At 50.9% G+C, this 18100-nt stretch carries 21 protein-coding genes; 3 read left to right on the plus strand and 18 right to left on the minus strand.

The genetic code is table 11. The annotated features are described in order from the left end of the window. Nucleotides 1-59: 59 nt before the first annotated feature. From IR195_RS14175 to phaR, 5 genes are all read right to left on the minus strand, one after another. Nucleotides 60-401 carry a histidine triad nucleotide-binding protein gene (locus tag IR195_RS14175; protein WP_125750124.1) on the minus strand — a complete coding sequence of 114 codons (342 nt, stop codon included), beginning with the start codon at nucleotides 399-401 and terminating at the stop codon, nucleotides 60-62. A 53-nt stretch (nucleotides 402-454) separates the two neighbouring features. Next, entirely contained in the window at nucleotides 455-1327 is an 873-nt protein-coding gene (locus IR195_RS14180; protein ID WP_125750127.1) for a phosphoribulokinase, read from the minus strand. Beyond that, the gene (locus tag IR195_RS14185) at nucleotides 1327-1779 is read right to left on the minus strand and encodes an acyl-CoA thioesterase (RefSeq protein ID WP_206047889.1); all 453 of its coding nucleotides are present in this window, start codon (nucleotides 1777-1779) and stop codon (nucleotides 1327-1329) included. Before IR195_RS14185 ends, IR195_RS14180 begins: the two co-directional genes overlap by 1 nt. Nucleotides 1780-1831: 52 nt before the next feature. Then, on the minus strand, nucleotides 1832-3118 hold the full coding sequence (purD, locus tag IR195_RS14190) for a phosphoribosylamine--glycine ligase (RefSeq protein WP_125750134.1): 1287 nt from the start codon (nucleotides 3116-3118) through the stop codon (nucleotides 1832-1834). A gap of 96 nt (nucleotides 3119-3214) precedes the next feature. After that, complete coding sequence (gene phaR, locus IR195_RS14195) at nucleotides 3215-3679, minus strand: polyhydroxyalkanoate synthesis repressor PhaR (protein ID WP_125750137.1); 465 nt, start codon at nucleotides 3677-3679, stop codon at nucleotides 3215-3217. Between the two features lie 133 nt (nucleotides 3680-3812). On the opposite strand from phaR, the gene IR195_RS14200 reads away from it, so the two are divergent. Further along, nucleotides 3813-4523 carry a 16S rRNA (uracil(1498)-N(3))-methyltransferase gene (locus tag IR195_RS14200; protein ID WP_125750140.1) on the plus strand — a complete coding sequence of 237 codons (711 nt, stop codon included), beginning with the start codon at nucleotides 3813-3815 and terminating at the stop codon, nucleotides 4521-4523. A gap of 56 nt (nucleotides 4524-4579) precedes the next feature. Here IR195_RS14200 and rloA3 read toward each other — a convergent pair whose 3' ends face one another. From rloA3 to hemH, 12 genes are all read right to left on the minus strand, one after another. Continuing rightward, a complete protein-coding gene (gene rloA3 / locus IR195_RS14205; RefSeq protein WP_125750143.1) occupies nucleotides 4580-5134 on the minus strand; it encodes a retropepsin-like aspartic peptidase RloA3 in 555 nt (184 codons plus the stop codon). 80 nt (nucleotides 5135-5214) lie between these two features. Continuing rightward, nucleotides 5215-6471, minus strand: a complete 1257-nt coding sequence (locus tag IR195_RS14210; protein ID WP_146945255.1) for a lytic murein transglycosylase — start codon at nucleotides 6469-6471, stop codon at nucleotides 5215-5217. 124 nt (nucleotides 6472-6595) lie between these two features. Next, a complete protein-coding gene (locus IR195_RS14215) occupies nucleotides 6596-8017 on the minus strand; it encodes a DASH family cryptochrome (RefSeq protein ID WP_206047890.1) in 1422 nt (473 codons plus the stop codon). Next, the gene (locus IR195_RS14220; protein WP_125750152.1) at nucleotides 8001-8192 is read right to left on the minus strand and encodes a DUF2256 domain-containing protein; all 192 of its coding nucleotides are present in this window, start codon (nucleotides 8190-8192) and stop codon (nucleotides 8001-8003) included. The genes IR195_RS14215 and IR195_RS14220 overlap by 17 nt, the downstream gene beginning before the upstream one ends. A 240-nt stretch (nucleotides 8193-8432) precedes the next feature. Beyond that, entirely contained in the window at nucleotides 8433-8837 is a 405-nt protein-coding gene (mnhG, locus tag IR195_RS14225) for a monovalent cation/H(+) antiporter subunit G (RefSeq protein ID WP_125750155.1), read from the minus strand. Continuing rightward, nucleotides 8830-9099 (minus strand): MrpF/PhaF family protein, encoded by a 270-nt coding sequence (locus IR195_RS14230; RefSeq protein ID WP_125750158.1) that lies wholly within the window; start codon nucleotides 9097-9099, stop codon nucleotides 8830-8832. Before IR195_RS14230 ends, mnhG begins: the two co-directional genes overlap by 8 nt. Further along, complete coding sequence (locus tag IR195_RS14235) at nucleotides 9099-9572, minus strand: Na+/H+ antiporter subunit E (protein ID WP_125750161.1); 474 nt, start codon at nucleotides 9570-9572, stop codon at nucleotides 9099-9101. Before IR195_RS14235 ends, IR195_RS14230 begins: the two co-directional genes overlap by 1 nt. Continuing rightward, nucleotides 9569-11137, minus strand: a complete 1569-nt coding sequence (locus tag IR195_RS14240) for a Na+/H+ antiporter subunit D (protein ID WP_125750164.1) — start codon at nucleotides 11135-11137, stop codon at nucleotides 9569-9571. Before IR195_RS14240 ends, IR195_RS14235 begins: the two co-directional genes overlap by 4 nt. Further along, nucleotides 11134-11481, minus strand: coding sequence for a Na+/H+ antiporter subunit C (locus IR195_RS14245; protein WP_009721692.1), 348 nt, complete (start codon nucleotides 11479-11481; stop codon nucleotides 11134-11136). Before IR195_RS14245 ends, IR195_RS14240 begins: the two co-directional genes overlap by 4 nt. An 18-nt stretch (nucleotides 11482-11499) precedes the next feature. Beyond that, a complete protein-coding gene (locus IR195_RS14250; RefSeq protein WP_206047891.1) occupies nucleotides 11500-11931 on the minus strand; it encodes a Na+/H+ antiporter subunit B in 432 nt (143 codons plus the stop codon). After that, a complete protein-coding gene (locus IR195_RS14255; protein ID WP_206047892.1) occupies nucleotides 11924-14281 on the minus strand; it encodes a putative monovalent cation/H+ antiporter subunit A in 2358 nt (785 codons plus the stop codon). Before IR195_RS14255 ends, IR195_RS14250 begins: the two co-directional genes overlap by 8 nt. 191 nt (nucleotides 14282-14472) lie before the next feature. Next, on the minus strand, nucleotides 14473-15555 hold the full coding sequence (hemH, locus tag IR195_RS14260) for a ferrochelatase (protein ID WP_206047893.1): 1083 nt from the start codon (nucleotides 15553-15555) through the stop codon (nucleotides 14473-14475). A 112-nt stretch (nucleotides 15556-15667) separates the two neighbouring features. Between hemH and IR195_RS14265 the strand changes: the two genes are divergently transcribed. Further along, nucleotides 15668-17248: a cryptochrome/photolyase family protein gene (locus tag IR195_RS14265; protein WP_206047894.1), complete on the plus strand. Its 1581-nt coding sequence runs from the start codon at nucleotides 15668-15670 to the stop codon at nucleotides 17246-17248. After that, entirely contained in the window at nucleotides 17245-17643 is a 399-nt protein-coding gene (locus tag IR195_RS14270) for a thiol-disulfide oxidoreductase DCC family protein (RefSeq protein ID WP_125750177.1), read from the plus strand. The genes IR195_RS14265 and IR195_RS14270 overlap by 4 nt, the downstream gene beginning before the upstream one ends. Before the next feature lie 32 nt (nucleotides 17644-17675). On the opposite strand, the gene IR195_RS14275 is transcribed toward IR195_RS14270, so the two are convergent. Continuing rightward, nucleotides 17676-17978, minus strand: coding sequence for a DUF6482 family protein (locus IR195_RS14275; RefSeq protein WP_038476962.1), 303 nt, complete (start codon nucleotides 17976-17978; stop codon nucleotides 17676-17678). Between the last annotated feature and the right edge of the window lie 122 nt (nucleotides 17979-18100).

The raw sequence follows: 18100 nt of genomic DNA on the forward strand, positions 1-18100 counted from the left end.
CTAAAAACGCACAGGGGGCTTTTGCTTTTGTTGGGCTATAAAATAAATAGAACCCGCTATCAGCCTGCCGGCCAAGTAAACTGCCGACCTCCCAATAAATGCATATGGATGTGGTAAACCGTCTGACCACCCATTTCATTACAATTCATCACCACACGATATCCATCTTCCGCGAAGCCTTGTTGCTTGGCCAGCTGTGCGGCAGTGTGCTGCAAACGCCCAACTAGGGCTAAGTCCTCAGGGGCAATATCGTTTAGCGTAGCAATATGCTTCTTAGGAATAATCAGCTGATGCGTTGGTGCTTGAGGATTAATGTCGTTAAACGCTAATACATGCTCGTCTTCAAACACAATATCTGCGGGAATTTCGCGGTTTATTATTTTGCAAAACAGGCAATCCATACAGCCTCCTTCATATTTGTAAGTGGCGAAAACGTACTAACAGCAAAAACGGCCTAACGAAAACGGCGCTGAGAAAGCAAATGGCGGACCAACGGCGCTAAAATCAGCTCCATCGCTAACGACATTCGCGCCCCAGGCACTACTAACGTGTGCGGGCGTGTCATAAATGAATCTTTGATCATCGCCAACAACCAAGGAAAATCCACCGTTGAGGGATCTCTAAAGCGAATCACCACAAACGATTCTGCATCGGTCGGAATATCCTGAACCTCAAAGGGGTTCGACGTATCGACAGTGGGCACACGTTGGAAATTAATATGGGTACGGGAAAACTGCGGCTGAATGTAGCGCACGTAATCATCCATGCGCCCTAATATGGTATCGATGACGGCTTCCTGGGAATAGCCGCGCAGCTTGGTATCACGATCAATTTTTTGAATCCATTCAAGATTCATGGTCGGCGCAACACCAACTAACAAATCTACGTGGCGAGCAATATCATACTCTTGCGTCACCAAGCCGCCATGCAGCCCTTCGTAAAAGAGCAGATCAGTACCACAAGGCAGTGACTGCCACTCGGTGAACGTCCCTACTCGATAACCTGCCTCAATTTTTTGCTTATCTTCTGCATGAATGTAGTGACGGAACGTACCCGTTCCATGCTCACCGTACTCAACAAACAGTCCTTCAAGCCGATCAAGCAGATTAGCTTCTACTGCGAAGTGAGAAAGCTCATCTTTGCGCTCCGGCTCGTCACGAAAAATCCGCTGGAGATCATCGCGGGTGTAGCGATGGAAGGCATCACCGTCCACCATGGCGGCGTGCACATCTTCACGCAGGAACATGCGCTCAAAGCTGCGACGCACGGTGGTAGTACCCGCGCCTGAAGACCCCGTGATGGCAATGATTGGATATTCCCGGGACATTAAGCACCTCTCTCCTGAGCAGTCACGCGAGCAATTGCCTGCGCAACGTCATCAGGCACTTTGACAGGCCGCCCAGAAGAAAGGTCTAAAAGAAGCTGGTTAACCCGAGCCGTTGCCACCACCTTATTGGTCGTTGTCTGGCAAATACGCTGATAGACCGTCAACGCTTTGCCTTGTGGCTCGGGGACAGCGGTCTCAATTACCAAAGCATCCGGCCAGCGTGCCTCGCTCTGGTACTGAACCGCTAGATCAGCAACAACACTCGGGTAGCCTTTTATATCCCACTCAGGAAAACCTAACGCAGCGAACGCATGCACGCGAGCCTCATGCAGCAGCGATACTAAAGCGTCATGCCCCAGGTGACGACCGTAATTCATATCCGTTACGCGCACCGTTAAAGGATGCCGATGAATAATCGCTGCCGTGGGGAAATCTAGCGTGACACGCTCCATGCCTAGCTCCTTGTCAGTGGTGGTTTAGCTCCGGCGAGACTATCGCTGATCGCTATTTTTCTCGGGCGATAGCACGGAATGCGATGTCACGGCGGAACTCAGCTCCCTCCCAGTGAATCGCTTTAACCCCCTGGTATGCTTGCTGTTGAGCAGCCGATACTGTGTTGCCTAATGCGGTGACACATAGCACTCGCCCGCCTGCAGTAACGATACTGCCATCAGCAGCCTGAGCGGTACCAGCATGGAATACTTTGCACTGCGCCTGACCTGCCTGCTCCAAGCCATGAATGACATCGCCCTTGCGGTAACTGCCGGGATAGCCACCTGCCGCTATCACAACACCCACGGCTGCGCGAGCGTCCCACTCACACTGCTTATCGGCAAGCTCGCCCTTAGCGCCAGCCAAGCAAAGCGCGGCCAAATCTGACGTTAACCGCATCATGATTGGCTGAGTTTCAGGGTCACCAAAACGGCAGTTATATTCGATTACTTTTGGGTTGCCTTCTGCATCAATCATTAGGCCTGCATATAAAAAGCCTGTATATGCATTTCCCTCTTCCGCCATGCCCCGCACGGTGGGAAGTATAACCTGCTCCATGATGCGTTCGTCGATCTCTGGGGTTACCACCGGTGCCGGAGAATAAGCTCCCATACCGCCCGTATTGGGACCAGTATCGCCGTCATAAGCACGCTTGTGGTCTTGGCTAGTGGCCATCGGCACCACATTCTCACCATCAACCATGACAATAAAGCTGGCTTCTTCGCCTTCCAGAAACTCTTCGATAACGACACGCGCACCCGCGTCACCAAATGCATTCGCCTCTAGCATATCGCGAATCGCCGCTTCAGCCTCAGCTTCACTCATTGCGACAATGACACCCTTGCCCGCCGCCAAACCGTCAGCTTTGATGACAATAGGCGCACCCATCTGAGCTAAGTAAGCCAAGGCTGGCTCTACTGCTGTAAAGGTTTGATACGCGGCAGAAGGGATCTGATGACGCGCCAGAAAGTCTTTGGTGAATGACTTAGAACCTTCCAACTGTGCGGCGCGTTGTGAAGGCCCAAAAATTGTCAGGCCAGCCGCCTGAAAGCGATCAACGACCCCTTCAACTAACGGCGCTTCTGGCCCTACCACTGTTAGCGCAACCTGCTCGCGCTGGGCAAACGCCACCAACGCGTCTAAATCTGTTGCATCAATAGCTACATTGGTTAATTTTGGCTCAGTGGCAGTACCTGCATTGCCTGGCGCTACGAACACCTGCTCGACGTCACTAGACTGCGCTAGTTTCCACGCCAATGCATGCTCGCGACCACCGCCACCTATCATTAAAACGTTCATCATCATCCTTCTCAAACGGGAGTGCCTAGCCGAGATTAGCTGAAAGCGTAACTAAGTTAATCGGCATATTATGCCACAACGACTCAACCAGCGGCGTCAGGAGCTTTTATCCGGCGTATCGTCATCGTCTGTTTGATTAGGCTGATTAAGTGTTTTTTGCCAAAAGCGCATATTCTCTTCTGCCAGCTCGCGCATGAACTCCATAGGCGAATGGCGCATCGCTTGTTGCCACTGGCTTTGCATGCGCTTTTGCTGCTCCAGCATGAGTTGTGTGCCCTGCTCTAAATAACGTGCTAGCGGTAAAGGCGATGACATATCGTACACACGGATCAGTTGAGCCAGCAGGTCATTTGAGAAAACTTCGGCTTCACTATCAGCCTGCTCTTGCTCGATAATGATCGACAGCAAAATGGTCCGCGTCAGGTCTTCACCGCTTTTTGCATCCTCGACGCGGAAGGGTTCTTCTTCAATAATCAAACGCCGCAGATCCTCAAGCGTCACATAACGACTTTGTTGAGTATCGTACAACCTACGGTTGGCATATTTGCGAATTACGCGCACAGCGCATCTCCTTAAAGGCGGTAGAGGCTTTGTCGCCGTTGCTGCTATTGTGCCTGCAACATGCGCCTATGCAAGCCAGCTTAACGGATAGTACCGTTAGGCGTGTCTTCCTTATGACCAATAGACGACAATCATGAATCTTATTCTGCTTGATCCGAGCGAAGTGAAGGGAGCTTATGCTTACCTTACCGACACACGACGTATCACCCATTTACGCGAGGTACACCGCGCGTGTGTAGGGGATTATTACACCGTCGGCCTACAGGGCGGCAAGATGGGAAAAGCACAGCTAACTGAACTACACGAGACCCAGGCAACCTTTACACTGGAAAATCTTAATGAGCTCCCCCCTCCACCCTTGCCAGTACATTTAGTATTGGCGCTTCCTCGCCCCAGAATGCTGGCACGTACCTTAGAGCATGTCACGGCTCTTGGCGTAAAAAATATTACCCTGCTTCACAGTAAACGGGTGGAAAAAAGCTACTGGCAGTCTCCCGAACTCCGCACAGAAAAAATCCATCACCACTTAGTACTTGGCCTGGAACAAGCGCGAGACACACAGCTACCTAATGTGGCGCTGTGCAAAGGCTTTCGGCCCTTTTTGGAAGAGCAGCTGCCCGAACTACTCAAAGATCGACGCGGGCTGGTGGCACACCCCGGCATGCCGAATGCCTGCCCACGCAATATTGACGGTAATGTACTGCTGTTCGTTGGGCCGGAAGGCGGTTTTATACCGTGGGAAGTTGAAAAACTACTTGAGGCAGGCTGCGAGGGCATGCACCTAGGCCCTCGCATTTTACGGGTAGAAACTGCTGTTACCGCCCTATTATCGCGGCTTTTTTAAGCACCGCTTAAGCCAGCAAGTTGGGTGACTCGAGCGCTATGCTTACAACAGCGTATTTAGGACTGCTCATCGGCTGGATCGTGGGGAACATAAGCTGCATTTTCCCCACATTCAGGGTCTTGGAGAAAGGTGCTGCGCACATCTAATAACCCTAAGTGGCTAATTGTGCGACGCCCCAAGAGCAGTGGATAAATCATCTCTTCTCGATCTCGCAGACTAAACTGCTCTTCGTACACCTTATTGCCCATGCAAACATCCATGAGCACCACGGGACGCTCATCACGACCACCTGCGCCACGAACCGCTAGCTCTCGGTAGAGGGGGCGCTCAATCTGATCGCTAAACGTTTCACCGTTTTCCTGATCCTCGAGCTTCAGACGGAAGCGAACCCACTCCTCACCGTCTTTCTCAAACATCTCAATATCACGCGCGTCTAATGAAGAGGTCAGCGCACCGCTATCTAGCTTCGCTTTTACAGCGATACCCCACGGTTCAATGGATGCATTTTCAACCCAGCCAAATACCTTATCATCTGCCTGGATAGCTGTGCTCACTGACAACGCACTGACCATTACACCGGTAGCCAGCACACCTAAAAAAGTTTTCCTCATTACCTTTCGTCCTTCCTTAGTGAGAAGTTTACCTAGCATGAGACATTTAACTCGCTAAAGAGACTCATCGAAACGCAACATTAACGCAGCCGTTCTAACAGTGCCTGAGTGGCAAAGCCATCAGGTGTGAGCCCTTGGTCACGCTGAAAGGCACGTAGCCCCTCGCGCGTATTAGGCCCCATGATGCCGTCTGCAGTCCCCACTGAATATCCAGCATTATTTAGGCGTTGCTGCAGAGTACGCACATCATCGCGCGTCAACGGCGCCTGCTCTCTGGGCCAAGACTGGGCAATGCCGTCGCGCCCAGCAATAGCATCCGCCAAGGTAGACACGGCTAACGCATAACTAGTTGCGTTGTTATAGCGCAAAATTGCCCGAAAATTAGGCCCTACCAAAAAGGCAGGGCCGTTTGCTCCTGCTGGCACAATAACCGCAGCGCTATCGAACGCGGGCAGCTCACCCTTCAATGAGCGAACGCCTTGTGCCGCCCACTCAGCACTGCTACGACGTTGGGTTTGTGAATAATCGAAGGAGTCAGGCAAATTTATTTCAACACCCCAGGGTTGGCCGGCTTGCCAGCCTGCCCTGGCAAGATAGTTAGCCGTAGAAGCCATGACATCCGGAATACTACCCCATATGTCTCGACGACCATCATTGTCGCCATCCACTGCGTATGCTTCAAAACTGCTGGGTATAAACTGGGTATGCCCCATGGCGCCCGCCCAGGAGCCTTTCATTTGCTCGGCGGCAATATCACCTTGATCGATAATACGTAACGCAGCTAACAGTTCGCTGCGTGCGAAATCACGCCGACGGCCGTCGTAAGCAAGTGTTGCCAGTGACTCAAGCGTCGAGAAATCACCAAAATTGCTACCGTAGTTACTTTCGATACCCCAAATAGCCACGATGATTTCCGCAGGAACTCCATAACGTTGCTGCATTTGCTGAGCGGTACCGCGGTGAGCCGCAAGCTTCTCTAGACCATTATTAATTCGTGTGCTGGAAACCGCTGTGTCCAAGTATTGCCAAATGGGACGCACAAACTCTGGCTGATACTGATCGAGCTCAATGACCCGTTCACGATAACGAAGCCCATCAAAGGCAGAGGCAAGGGTAGCCTCACTGATGCCCTGCTGGGCAGCATAGCGGCGAAAATCAGCCAACCATTGATTAAAGTTGGCATAGCTTACTTGCTCTGCCGCTTGTGCATCTACTTCACTCATCAATTGCTGATTAGCAACGGCATTCGTACTCAATGTCCCACTGCCTGCTGCCAGTGCGAACGATAAATACAAGGCGGGGCGAAGACTCAGTGGACCTTTAACTTTCAAAGACATAACAATAATCTCGTGGCAATCCTTGGCGTGCTCCGATAATGGCTTAGAAACAGCCTAGATGCTAGCCCTAGCGGCACTGCCTAGCCTATCTTTCGGGACCATCGTCTATGTTTTGAGAGATACGTTACTCATCTGTTTCTTGAAGTTCCGTTGTAGTCACTAGCCAACGCTGCCACTCGGCTGGCTCTACGCAAGGTGTATCAAACTTAGCAGGCGCTACCCGCCAGGGTTGGTGCCGCTCCACACCTAACGGCAACGACGCTAGCTCAGGCAGCCAATAGGCTACGTAAAGCCCATACGGGTCATAATGCCCTGCTTGCTTCAGCACATTAAAGTAGCGGTTTTGGCGCGGATCACGACCAATGCCGGCAATGTAACGCCAGTTGCCCCAGTTACTCGCCACATCGTAATCAATCAGACAGTGCTCAAACCATGATGCACCAAGGCGCCAATCGACGTTTAGATCTTTCACTAAGAAACTGGCAACATTTTGACGCGCCCGATTAGATAACCACCCGGTAGCCTTCAGTTCTAGCATGGCAGCATCTACAAACGGCACGCCGGTTGTCGCATTGCGCCACGCATCAAATGCACTGCTAACGGGCGGTAACTCCTTATTACCAAATAATGCGGCACCTTCCAGCTGAGCCGCTCGGTGGAAGTAATCTCGCCACATTAATTCGAAAATAATCCAATAGCTTGATTCGCAGCTCCCGTGAATAGATTCCCATTTTTTTACTTCTTGGCACACTTGGCGTGCAGATAAGCAGCCCCGCGCCAGCCAAGGCGAAAAACGTGTAGAAAAATTAGCGCCTAGTAAACCATTACGGGTTTTCTTATAAGACTCCGCGCCGTTTTGCCGCCAGAGATAGTGCTGAAAACGGCCGTGTGCCGCCGCCTCCCCACCAACAAACACAAAGCCCTGGCGCTTATCGGGCTGCCAGCCGGCACTCTCACTGCATACTACGTTAAGGGAAGGAAACCCTCTGGGAGCAGGTTCTGGCCAGGGCGGCAGTGTCACTGGCGCTGACAAGGGCGCTAAAAACGTACAATGCTTTTCAACACGTCGCCGAAATGCCGAAAAGCTGGGCGGCAACTCGTCCAATGCGAAAGGAAGTTCGCTTTCGGCAATTAAATAACCGCTATCAAAACAACATAGCTGACAGGCCGGTGGGAGCTGGTCAGCGACTCGCACAATATGCTGGGACTCTTCATATCCGGAATGCGCTGCCACACGCACTTGTCTTGCACCGAGCATGGCAACCGTGTCTAGCACAATACTGGCCGGGTCACCGACGCGGACTAGCAAATCGCTGCCGCGCTGCAGCAGTTCACCTCGTAGCTCCATCAGACTTTGCCATAAAAAGCGTAGTCGAGCAGGTCCTAGCCTGGGGAAAGCATCGCCCGTAACCGAACGTTCAAGCCATCGCTGATCCAGCACATAGAGACAAAGCAACTGCTCCGGAGGGGAAGTAAAATGCAACAAGGGATTATCAGCTATCCGCAAATTATCCTGAAGCCATACAATATCAGTCGTGCTGCTCATGCATTTGCCTCTTTAGTGCGTGCCTCTTTAGTGCGTTGGACTGCTTGGCTTCGCGACGGCAACGTTCACTACAATGGCGCACTTCATCCCAGCAGCGCGCCCACTTTTTCCGCCAAGTAAAAGGGCGCTGGCATTGAATACAGTCTTTTTGCGGTAAATCACGCTTACGCTGCATAGACTCCACCTCGCTGCCAAACACTTACGCGCCACGCGCCAAAAACATAGACACAACAACTTATACAGTATAACTATTGTACATAATATAGCGTACATATTTTGAGATAAAACTTCTATCGACTGGGCTAACCAAATCCGTCCTCCATGCTTCACTCAAGATGCTGAAAATAAAAAAGCCATCCGTGAGGATGGCTTTTCGAGCAGACGTGTCAGCATGGGGAAAGTTGGCAAATTGCCGTCAGTCCGGGTCTGTGGCGCGGGGATGCCGTTTGGCATTTTCATGGGTTTCTAGGCCACTTTTAAGCTCATGGGTAAGCGGGTCATAATTAGGCCTCAGTTCATCCTTAACAGTACCGCTCCAGAGGCGCGAACCAACAAAGTAACCTGCCCTACCAATGACATGGGCAGCAATCGGTGCCGTTATTAAAATAAACACAATAATCGCGAACGAGCGCGCAACCACCCCAACTTCGGCAAAGTGCATGGCCGAGGCAAGCATGATTAAAATAACCCCAAGCGCTGCAGCCTTAGTGGTGGCATGCATACGGGTCAGCAAGTCTGGCAGCCGTAACAAGCCGATGGCCGCTAGCAGCATAAAGCTTGCCCCCGCTATCAACAGTGCACCTTTGATAAATTCAATCATCTCGCGGCCCTCCACGTTCCAGATAGCGTGCAAACCCAATCGCGGCTAAAAAGCCCATCAGGGCGATCACAATTGCCGCATCTAGAAAGCTCGCCACCCCCGATTGAATCGCATAAACACCCACTAGCCCCACCACCGTAGTGGAAAACAATTCAAGCGCAACAACACGATCAGGTAAGCTAGGACCACGAACGACACGTACGAAAGCCAGTACAAGCGCTAGCCCCATAATTATCTGGCTTATCAGAATAACGGTATCCATTAACGAAATAGCTCCAATGCACGGTGCTCCATCTCTTTTAAGTTATTTCGAAGTTCTTCTTCATTATCCAGAAACATCGCATGAATATAGAGCACCTTGCGATCGTCAGAGACATCAAGGCTCAGCGTGCCAGGCGTCAGCGAAATCAGGTTAGCGACGATCGTAATTTCCATTTCCGTGCGTGCAGCAAGAGGTAGCGCAATAACGCCAGGTTTCATGTGCCAGGGAGGGGTCAATATATCGAAGGCGACGCGCAGGTTTGCCCGCACCAGCTCCTTAATAAAAAAACCAATAAAACCAATAATTCGTGGCACACGAGCGGGGTAACCTTTTAACGCGTCGACTTGAGGCTCAATTAATAGCAACGCGATATAGCCAAAGATCATCCCTACTAGCAGATTAAGTCCGGAAAAATCGCCACTTAATAGCACCCAGGCTAGCCCGAGCAGAAGGTTCCAAATTGCTCCTGTCATGGGTCATCCTCCGCACGCTCAAGTAGCGCATCTTCAGCACTAGCAGAGACGCCCAGCACAGCTTCAATGTAGCCTGATGGCGACATTAGCTGATCACCGATAATCATCATTACCTGCATGATGGCTTCTGCGAAAACACCGATTAATAACGACATCATGGCCAACACAGCAACTGGGGTGTACATCATCCACAGGCTTGGTTTTAGTAATCGGCCATCATCTCCGCTGGTGGTTTGCGCAGCGGGCACTTTATTTTCTTCTGGCAGCGCTTTCCAAAACACGTCATTCCAAATTTTAACCATGGAATAAAGTGTCATGAGCCCCACTGCCAACGCAAAACCTGTTACAACATACGCCTCCGCCTCCAGGCCAGCGCGAACCAGCACAAACTTGGCAAAGAATCCCGACAGCGGTGGAATGCCCGCCAGTGAAAACGCTGAGATAAAAAACGCTACGGCTAACCAAGGACGCTCTCGATAAAGCCCGCCCATCTTCTTAAGTTGATAAGTGCCTTGCAAACGGTGGGTAATACCGCTGATCAGGAACAAGTTCGTTTTAACAACAATGTTATGCACGATAGCAAACACACCGCCTGCAATTGCCAGCGGCGTATACAGCGCCAAACCAAGGATCATGTAGCCAATCTGACTCACAATGTGAAATGAGAGGATTCGCCGAAACTCATACTGGGCTGCAGCGCCAAGCACGCCGGTCACCATCGTCAACACGGCGCCCCAAAGCATAATGTCCTGCAGGTATCCCATCGTTTGGTCAAAAATAACAGTGAACACGCGGAACAACGCATACACCCCCACCTTTGTCAGCAGACCAGCAAACAACGCTGATACTGCGACTGGCGGCGTATGATAAGAAGCAGGCAGCCAGAAAAAGAGCGGAAAAGCAGCCGCTTTAATACCAAAAGCGACCATAAACATCACGGCAAGCACTTCGACCATTCCGCTGTGCTCGGCCTCATCCATACGCAGTGCAATATCGGCCATGTTGAGCGTACCTACCGTGCCATACAGTAGCCCCACAGCCGTCAAAAAGATCACCGAAGCCAATAGGTTCAGCGTAACGTACTTTATTGCGCCTTCCATCTGCGCCCTTTCACCGCCCAGAATCAACAGCGCAAATGATGCTACCAGCATGACCTCAAACCAGACATATAGGTTGAAGATATCGCCAGTTAAAAAGGCTCCTGCCACCCCTGCTAGCAACAAATGCATTAGTGGGTAATAGCCAAATTTTTCGTGCCCTCTTCCGGTGGTGGCCAGCGAATAAATCCCCATTGCCAAACCAATGATGCCCGTCATTAAAATCATAACGGCACTCAACATATCGGCAATGAGGGTAATCCCAAACGGAGCGGGCCAGCTGCCCATCTGCATAGTGATGTAGCCATCGGCTAACACAGCGGCAAACAGCCATACACTTACCAGCAGTAGCGCGACATTACCCGCTACCGCAATGAAGCGTTGAACGGGCCGAGAACGCCAAAAAAGCAGTGAAAGTGCGCCAGAAAGCAGTGGCAGCAGGACGGGCAGTGCAACTTCAGGCCTCACGTGTCGGTATCCTTCATTTTGTCCAAATCATCTGCTTTGACAATTTCATAGGCACGGCGAATTAATACGACAGCAAATGCCAGCACCCCAAATGCAATAACAATCGCCGTTAACACAACAGCTTGAGGCAGCGGATCTGCTACTTCGCCTAACGGTTGCAGCATCCCTTCGGGTATTAATGGTGGGGCGCCTCGCGTCATGCCTGCAGTGGTGAAAATTAGCAAGTTAGCAGCATTCGACAGCAACAGCAGACCAATCACCAATTTCACAATAGAGCGACGTAACATCATAAAGATTGCGGCAGCGTAGAGTAGCCCAATTGCTAGTGCCATTAGCGGTTCCATACGAAGCCTCCTGATGCATTAGGGTTCATCCTTATCCACCTCCATCAGCGCCATCACCATACCCATCACCGAGCCAAGAACGGCAAAGTACACCCCCACATCGAAAATAAGCGGTGTAGATGCTTTAAAGTCGATCACGGGGATAGTCCACCACTGAGCGGTTAAAAATGGTTGGCCCATAAACCAAGCAGGTATGATTGAAATCATCCCCAGCAATAGCCCAGCCCCAATTAAGTCACGGGGATCAACCATCCGCAGCACCTCTTTGGTGGCACTGACGCCAAAGGCAAACAGATAGAGAGTGAAAGCCCCCGCGGCGACTAGCCCAGCAATAAACCCACCCCCAGGTTCATCGTGCCCCCGCAGCAACAGGAAAATTGAAAACATCAGTTGTAGCGGCATCAAAAACCGCGCCGCAGTGTTGAGTATAATGGTGCCGGATTTAACCATCGTACGGCTCCTTAACACTGTCTTTCTCGCCGTTTACGCCCGCTGCTGGCTTGCTTTCATTTGCGCCGTGGCGCAGTTTAAGCATGGCGATAACCCCTATAGCAGCAAGTGCCAGCACAAACATTTCACCTAGCGTATCGAGTGCCCGATAGTCCACCAAAATGACGTTAACGATGTTGCGACCATAAGCCAGGGGAGCGCTATTCTCTATCATGTACATTGAAATAGGCTCAAACTGATTAATACTCCAAGCAGTCATAATCAGTAGAAAAATCAATATTCCCATCATGGCGGCTACTGCACCGTCTCGAATACGCTCCAAGGTTGTGGAAAGGTTTGAAAAACGCGGCAAGCGGAAGAGCACTAAAACCAATAAGATAACGGTCATGGTCTCAACCAATAGTTGGGTAATGCCTAAGTCCGGCGCACTAAAGAGAATAAAAATCAGCGCAATCGAGAACCCCATAATGCCAACCGACACTACAGCACCAAGGCGTGAACGAGAGATAGTGGCAAACAAAGCCCCCATCACCATAGTGCCTGCGACAATGACCTCATGGAAGCGTACGTCAAGCGCCAGCACCAGTTGAGGCGCATGGCGCACAAGTATTGAGTTACCAATCAAAGCAATCAGCACTACTAACATGACGAGAATGTAATTGCGCATATAACCGTTTTGCAGCAGGCGTGTTTGCCATTCCGAAAAACGCACAATGCCATTCATAAAGCCTTCATAGCCCGCTTCGGGGCCGTGCCGCATTAGCGGTGCTAACATCGCAAGTTTACACCGCACGCTATCCCAGCGCTTAAACAGTAAAAAGCCTAGCCCAAGACTGGCAATCGACATGATCAACGCCATATTGACGCCGTACCAAAGCGATAATGACACTTGCAACGGCTCTCCGACCACCGCTGTCGCCGCTGAGGTAAGCAGCACACCGGCACCCAGCAAGGCGGGAGCCAGTCCTAATAGCAGCGAACCAAGTGCTAGTAAGCTAGGCCCGACCAGCATACTCAAAGGCGCTTCATGGGGTGTTTTAGGCGTTTCAATTTGCCGCCCATAAAAGGGGCGGAAGGCAATAATGGCAGCCACTGCAATCGTCAAAATAGCCGCCAGGAAAGCAAATAATGCTAACAACACATCAAAACGCTCCGCCCCCAGCGCTGCCTCTAGCATTAGCTCTTTACCAATGAAGCCAAATAGCGGCGGCACGCCTGCCAACGACAGCGCCGCAACAAAGGCAATCACCGCAGTGATTGGCATGGCTGACTTCAAGCCACCCATTGCAGTGACATCTTTGGTGCCAGTCTCATGATCCAAAATACCGGCAACCATAAACAGCGCCCCTTTGTACATCGAGTGGGCTAGCAAGAACGTCACAAATGCCGTCATGGCGTACTCAGAACCAATGCCCAGCAACATGGTTAGCGTGCCAAGCGCCATAATGGTGGAATAAGCCAGTAGCTTTTTAATATTGGTGTGATGGATCGCTAAAAAGGCGCCTGTCAGCATGGTAATCGCGCCGACGATCGACAGTATTCCGACCCATAGCGCAGTGCCACCCAGTTCAGGGTGTAAGCGCGCCAGTAAATAAATACCCGCTTTCACCATGGTGGCCGAGTGGAGGTAGGCCGACACCGGCGTTGGCGCCGCCATGGCATTGGGTAGCCAAAAATGAAAAGGAAACTGGGCTGATTTTGTGAACGCCCCCAACAGCAAGCAAATAAGCATAGGGGTATAAAGCGAATGTTCACGCAGATCGCTTTCCATTTGGCCAATTTCATAAAATGACCAGCTTCCGCTTGCCTGCCCTAACAGCACCAGACCTGCCATCAGCGCCAAACCACCAGCAACCGTTACAAACAGCCCCTGGCGTGCGGATTTTCTTGCCTCAATATCGGTGTGGTTAAAGCCAATCAGCAAATAAGAAGTGATGCTGGTTAATTCCCAGAACACGAACAGCGTAAGCAATCCATCTGCAAGCACTAGCCCCAACATAGAAGCCATAAACGCAACAAGCGCTAAATGAAAGCGTGCAATATCCGCATGGCCTTTGAGATAACCACCGGCATAAATCAATACCAAAGTGCCGATAACGGTAATCAGCAGCCCGAATAATAGTGATAGCCCATCAAGCAGAAAGCTCAAGCTGATGCCTAGTGATGGCACCCAAGACCACTCCAGCAGGAGTGGCCCTTCACTCATTACAGCGGCTGCCTGACTGAACAGCCAAGCAGCCATCAAGGCAGGAAACAGCGCCAATACTAGGCTCGTCCGTTCTCCAAACCAGCGGTTGAGCAAAGGCGACGACACTGCCAGCACAAAGCCCATTAACACAGCGAATTGCATCCGGTGGTTTCTCCCTATAAGAACGTGTCAGTTAACCCCAAGGCAGTAGCAAGACCGAACGGCCCTAAGCGCTGAATAAATGTGATTTTTAATGTACAGACCTTATACCAGGGTTGATAAAATTTCTAGAAATCTAGAACCCATAAAAAAGCCGCCTTAGTTAAGTACCTTGGCGGCTTGTGACAAAAACACTATTGAGAAGCGGACAACCATCCCGCCAGCTCGTTATTAACTACCGCTAGCAAAGCATCGATATGGTCGTCTCGATCATTCAGGCAAGGAATATAACTAAACGTCTCCCCTCCCGCCTCCATAAAGCTATCGTGAATCTCTTCTTTAATCTCTTCCAGCGTTTCAACACAATCAGCAGAGAAAGCAGGCGACATAATCGCAATATGTTTATGCCCTTGCTTGGCAAGCTCAGCCACGTGATCGACGGTTTGCGGGCCTACCCACTTTTCTGGGCCAAACTGAGACTGGAAGGCGGTGTCGACTTCCTCTTTGCTCAACCCTAGTTTTTCACGCATTAAGCGAGTGGTTTTCTGACATTGGCAGTGGTAAGGGTCACCTTCTAATAGGTAACGTTCGGGGACACCGTGGTAGCTGACGACCAGTTTCGTCGGGCGTGTTTCAAAGCCGCCATAAGCTTCCAGAACAGAATTCGCTAGCGCCTGAATATAGGCCGGGTGCTCAAAATACGCGGGCACCGCACGAATATAAGGCTGCCATTTCATTTTCATCAATGCGCGAAACGCCTGATCATTTGCCGTGGCAGTTGTAGGCGAGCCGTACTGAGGGTAAAGCGGAAAAAAAACAATCCGCTCACAGCCCTTCTCTTGCATGCGCTTAAGGACACTTTCCGTCGACGGGTTGCCGTAGCGCATACAGAAATCTACTTCGACGCGATCGCCGTAGAGTGTTTTCAAACGTGCGGCCATTTTTTCAGTTTGAGCACGCGTCGTGGTCAACAACGGGCTCTCGTTCTTTTCGTTGTTCCAAATACTTTTATACGCTTTACCAGAGGAGAATGGACGCTTGGTCAAAATAATCAGTTGTAAAAGCGGTTGCCACTTCCAATTGGCGTAATCAACGACACGCTTATCGGACAAAAACTCGCTAAGGTAGCGTCGCATAGACCAATAGTCGGTTGCGTCCGGAGTGCCCAAGTTAGCCAATACCACGCCGACTTTTGCAGGCGGAACGGCAGGGTGATCACTGGGTGCATGAACCAAGCGCCCTTCACCCGGCTGATCTTTTACAACGCTATCGACCATGTCGCTAACTCCTCAGATACTTTAAATAGTTGGCAAAATCTTAACACTTTTCGGCAAAGTTGCGGCATAAAGTTATACTATCAACATCATTTGTATAACTACAGGCCAACTCATGTCGAAGCCTTTACTATTAGTCCTTGGTGATCAGCTTTCGCTTTCATTGGCAACCCTGCGCAATGCGCCAACCGATGCAGTCATCGCTCTTTGCGAGGTCGCTGAAGAAGCGCGTTATGTGCCTCACCATATACATAAAATCGGCTTATTCATGGCCGCCATGCGGCACTTTGCACAGGCGCTACGCGATAAAGGCTATAACGTTCACTACAGTCGCATTGATGATGCTGACAATACCCAGTCACTCATCACGGAAGCTGAACGTATTGCCGCTCAGTACGGTTGCCATGAAGTGCGTGTAGCAAGACCTGGTGAATGGCGACTTTGGAATGCTATGCAACAGCGCCAAGCAGCCGCCCTCCCCTGGAAAGTGATCGAAGATGATCGCTTTTTCAGCTCGCCCGATGACTTTGCCAACTGGGCTAAAGGGCGTAAACAGCTGCGTCTGGAGTATTTCTATCGCGAGCAGCGCAAACGAACTGGGCTACTAATGGAGGGCGATACACCTGCTGGAGGAAAATGGAACTTTGACCACGACAACCGTGAGCCGATTCAAACAACGCTCAGCTTTCCATCGCTGCCCACCCATCGCCAAGATGCGCTGACCCAGGAAGCGCTCAATGATGCCAAGCAGCATTTTAGCGAACACATGGGGTCTCTGGATAACTTCAACCTCCCCGTCACCCGCCAACAGGCGCTAGTGGATTTAAACCACTTCCTTAATCATGGATTGGCCGACTTTGGGCGCTACCAAGATGCGATTAGCGATAAAGAGCCGTTCCTTTTTCATTCCAGATTATCGGCGGCACTCAATATCGGCCTACTAACACCTCACGAAATCTGTGACGCCGCTGAGCAGCGCTACCTAACAGGTCATGCGCCTATCAATGCCGTCGAAGGGTTCATTCGTCAAATACTGGGTTGGCGAGAGTATGTTCGGGGGCTTTACTGGACACAAATGCCAGCTTATAAGCGTGATAATCAGCTTGGCTTTAAGCGTGAATTACCGGCATTTTACTGGGATGGCAATACCGATATGCGCTGCTTACAGCGCGCTATCCAAATGACTATCGACAACAGCTACGCTCATCATATTCAGCGCTTGATGGTAACCGGCAACTTTGCCCTGCTGTGTGGTGTAAAGCCTGAAGCGCTTTGTGACTGGTATCTAGCGGTGTATGCCGATGCCTGCGAATGGGTAGAGCTGCCCAACACCTTAGGCATGGTACTGCACGCTGACGGCGGTTTAATGGGCTCCAAACCTTACTGCGCTTCAGGCAAATATATCGACAAAATGTCTGATCACTGCCAGCACTGCCGCTACTCTCCAAAACAGGTAACAGGCCCAAAGGCGTGTCCGTTTAATAGCCTTTACTGGCACTTTCTGGAAACCAACGCTGAACAGCTGAACCGCAATCCACGTATGAAGCTGATCTATGGCTCACTCTCTCGCATGACAGACGACAAGCGTGACGCGATGCGTCAGCAGGCTGAACAGTTTCTTGCCTCGCTACCCACCAGTCCAAGTTACGGCCAGACTTGCCACACACAAGGCTATCTATCAAAGGATACCCAATGAGTCGTTTCTCTACGCTGCACGCAACGTCACCTGTCACGCTATATCATGATGGGCACTGCCCTTTTTGTCGCGTGGAAGTCGCGTGGCTTGCAAAGCATCGCCATCAAGAACGTGTCGCACTAGTGGATATTCAGAGTCATGATTTCAATGCCGCCGATATAGGACGCAGGTTTGACGACATGATGGGGCTACTGCATGTCAAAGACAGCCAAGGAAATTGGTATATCGGGATGGATGCCAGCCGGGCCCTCTATGCAGTACTGGGCTACCGGTGGCTAGTATGGCTTTCTTGCTTACCAGGCCTACGAGGAGCAATGGATGCAGGCTATCGTTTTTTTGCCCGTCGTCGTGTTCGGCTAGGGCGATGGTGGGAGAAACGTCACGCTAACAAATGAAGACGCCAAATAGTGTTAAAGCGCTAGCAATGCTAAAACACTAGCGGCATACGTGATGTTAACGGCGAGCTGTAATGGGCATCGCGTCCAATCACTTCATCCTGGGGCACATGCTGCACTAAGTAAGCACGGTGAATCCCTGCGCGCTTTAGCTCAAGATAAACATCATCTAGTGAGCGAAACAGCATTGGCTTGCCGCGCTGGGTCAACATATGTCGCTCGCCCTCTACATCTTCAAGCTCTAGTTGATAAAAGCGGCTGCCCGAATGCGTGATAACGCGTATTTCAAAGTTATCGTGACCCGCAACAAATTGCTTCAGTTCTTTAAGTTCCATGGTTCCCTCCTGTGATTGTTCATCATGGGGCACAGCATGACGATACCCCATGACAATTTTATTACCTTGGCACTAACTGCCTATGACGGCAACATCACAAAAGAGTTCCTGACCAGAACGTC

Source organism: Vreelandella venusta, assembly GCF_015689495.1.
In the GTDB taxonomy this organism is placed as follows: domain Bacteria; phylum Pseudomonadota; class Gammaproteobacteria; order Pseudomonadales; family Halomonadaceae; genus Vreelandella; species Vreelandella venusta.

Excerpts from the sequence above, each read along its gene's own strand:
- IR195_RS14175 (WP_125750124.1), bottom strand. The coding sequence starts at position 401 with ATGGATTGCCTGTTTTGCAAAATAATAAACCGCGAAATTCCCGCAGAT.
- IR195_RS14180 (WP_125750127.1), bottom strand. The coding sequence starts at position 1,327 with ATGTCCCGGGAATATCCAATCATTGCCATCACGGGGTCTTCAGGCGCG.
- IR195_RS14185 (WP_206047889.1), bottom strand. The coding sequence starts at position 1,779 with ATGGAGCGTGTCACGCTAGATTTCCCCACGGCAGCGATTATTCATCGG.
- purD (WP_125750134.1), bottom strand. The coding sequence starts at position 3,118 with ATGAACGTTTTAATGATAGGTGGCGGTGGTCGCGAGCATGCATTGGCG.
- IR195_RS14200 (WP_125750140.1), top strand. The coding sequence starts at position 3,813 with ATGAATCTTATTCTGCTTGATCCGAGCGAAGTGAAGGGAGCTTATGCT.
- rloA3 (WP_125750143.1), bottom strand. The coding sequence starts at position 5,134 with ATGAGGAAAACTTTTTTAGGTGTGCTGGCTACCGGTGTAATGGTCAGT.
- IR195_RS14210 (WP_146945255.1), bottom strand. The coding sequence starts at position 6,471 with ATGTCTTTGAAAGTTAAAGGTCCACTGAGTCTTCGCCCCGCCTTGTAT.
- IR195_RS14215 (WP_206047890.1), bottom strand. The coding sequence starts at position 8,017 with ATGAGCAGCACGACTGATATTGTATGGCTTCAGGATAATTTGCGGATA.
- IR195_RS14220 (WP_125750152.1), bottom strand. The coding sequence starts at position 8,192 with ATGCAGCGTAAGCGTGATTTACCGCAAAAAGACTGTATTCAATGCCAG.
- mnhG (WP_125750155.1), bottom strand. The coding sequence starts at position 8,837 with ATGATTGAATTTATCAAAGGTGCACTGTTGATAGCGGGGGCAAGCTTT.
- IR195_RS14230 (WP_125750158.1), bottom strand. The coding sequence starts at position 9,099 with ATGGATACCGTTATTCTGATAAGCCAGATAATTATGGGGCTAGCGCTT.
- IR195_RS14235 (WP_125750161.1), bottom strand. The coding sequence starts at position 9,572 with ATGACAGGAGCAATTTGGAACCTTCTGCTCGGGCTAGCCTGGGTGCTA.
- IR195_RS14245 (WP_009721692.1), bottom strand. The coding sequence starts at position 11,481 with ATGGAACCGCTAATGGCACTAGCAATTGGGCTACTCTACGCTGCCGCA.
- IR195_RS14250 (WP_206047891.1), bottom strand. The coding sequence starts at position 11,931 with ATGGTTAAATCCGGCACCATTATACTCAACACTGCGGCGCGGTTTTTG.
- IR195_RS14255 (WP_206047892.1), bottom strand. The coding sequence starts at position 14,281 with ATGCAATTCGCTGTGTTAATGGGCTTTGTGCTGGCAGTGTCGTCGCCT.
- hemH (WP_206047893.1), bottom strand. The coding sequence starts at position 15,555 with ATGGTCGATAGCGTTGTAAAAGATCAGCCGGGTGAAGGGCGCTTGGTT.
- IR195_RS14265 (WP_206047894.1), top strand. The coding sequence starts at position 15,668 with ATGTCGAAGCCTTTACTATTAGTCCTTGGTGATCAGCTTTCGCTTTCA.
- IR195_RS14270 (WP_125750177.1), top strand. The coding sequence starts at position 17,245 with ATGAGTCGTTTCTCTACGCTGCACGCAACGTCACCTGTCACGCTATAT.
- IR195_RS14275 (WP_038476962.1), bottom strand. The coding sequence starts at position 17,978 with ATGGAACTTAAAGAACTGAAGCAATTTGTTGCGGGTCACGATAACTTT.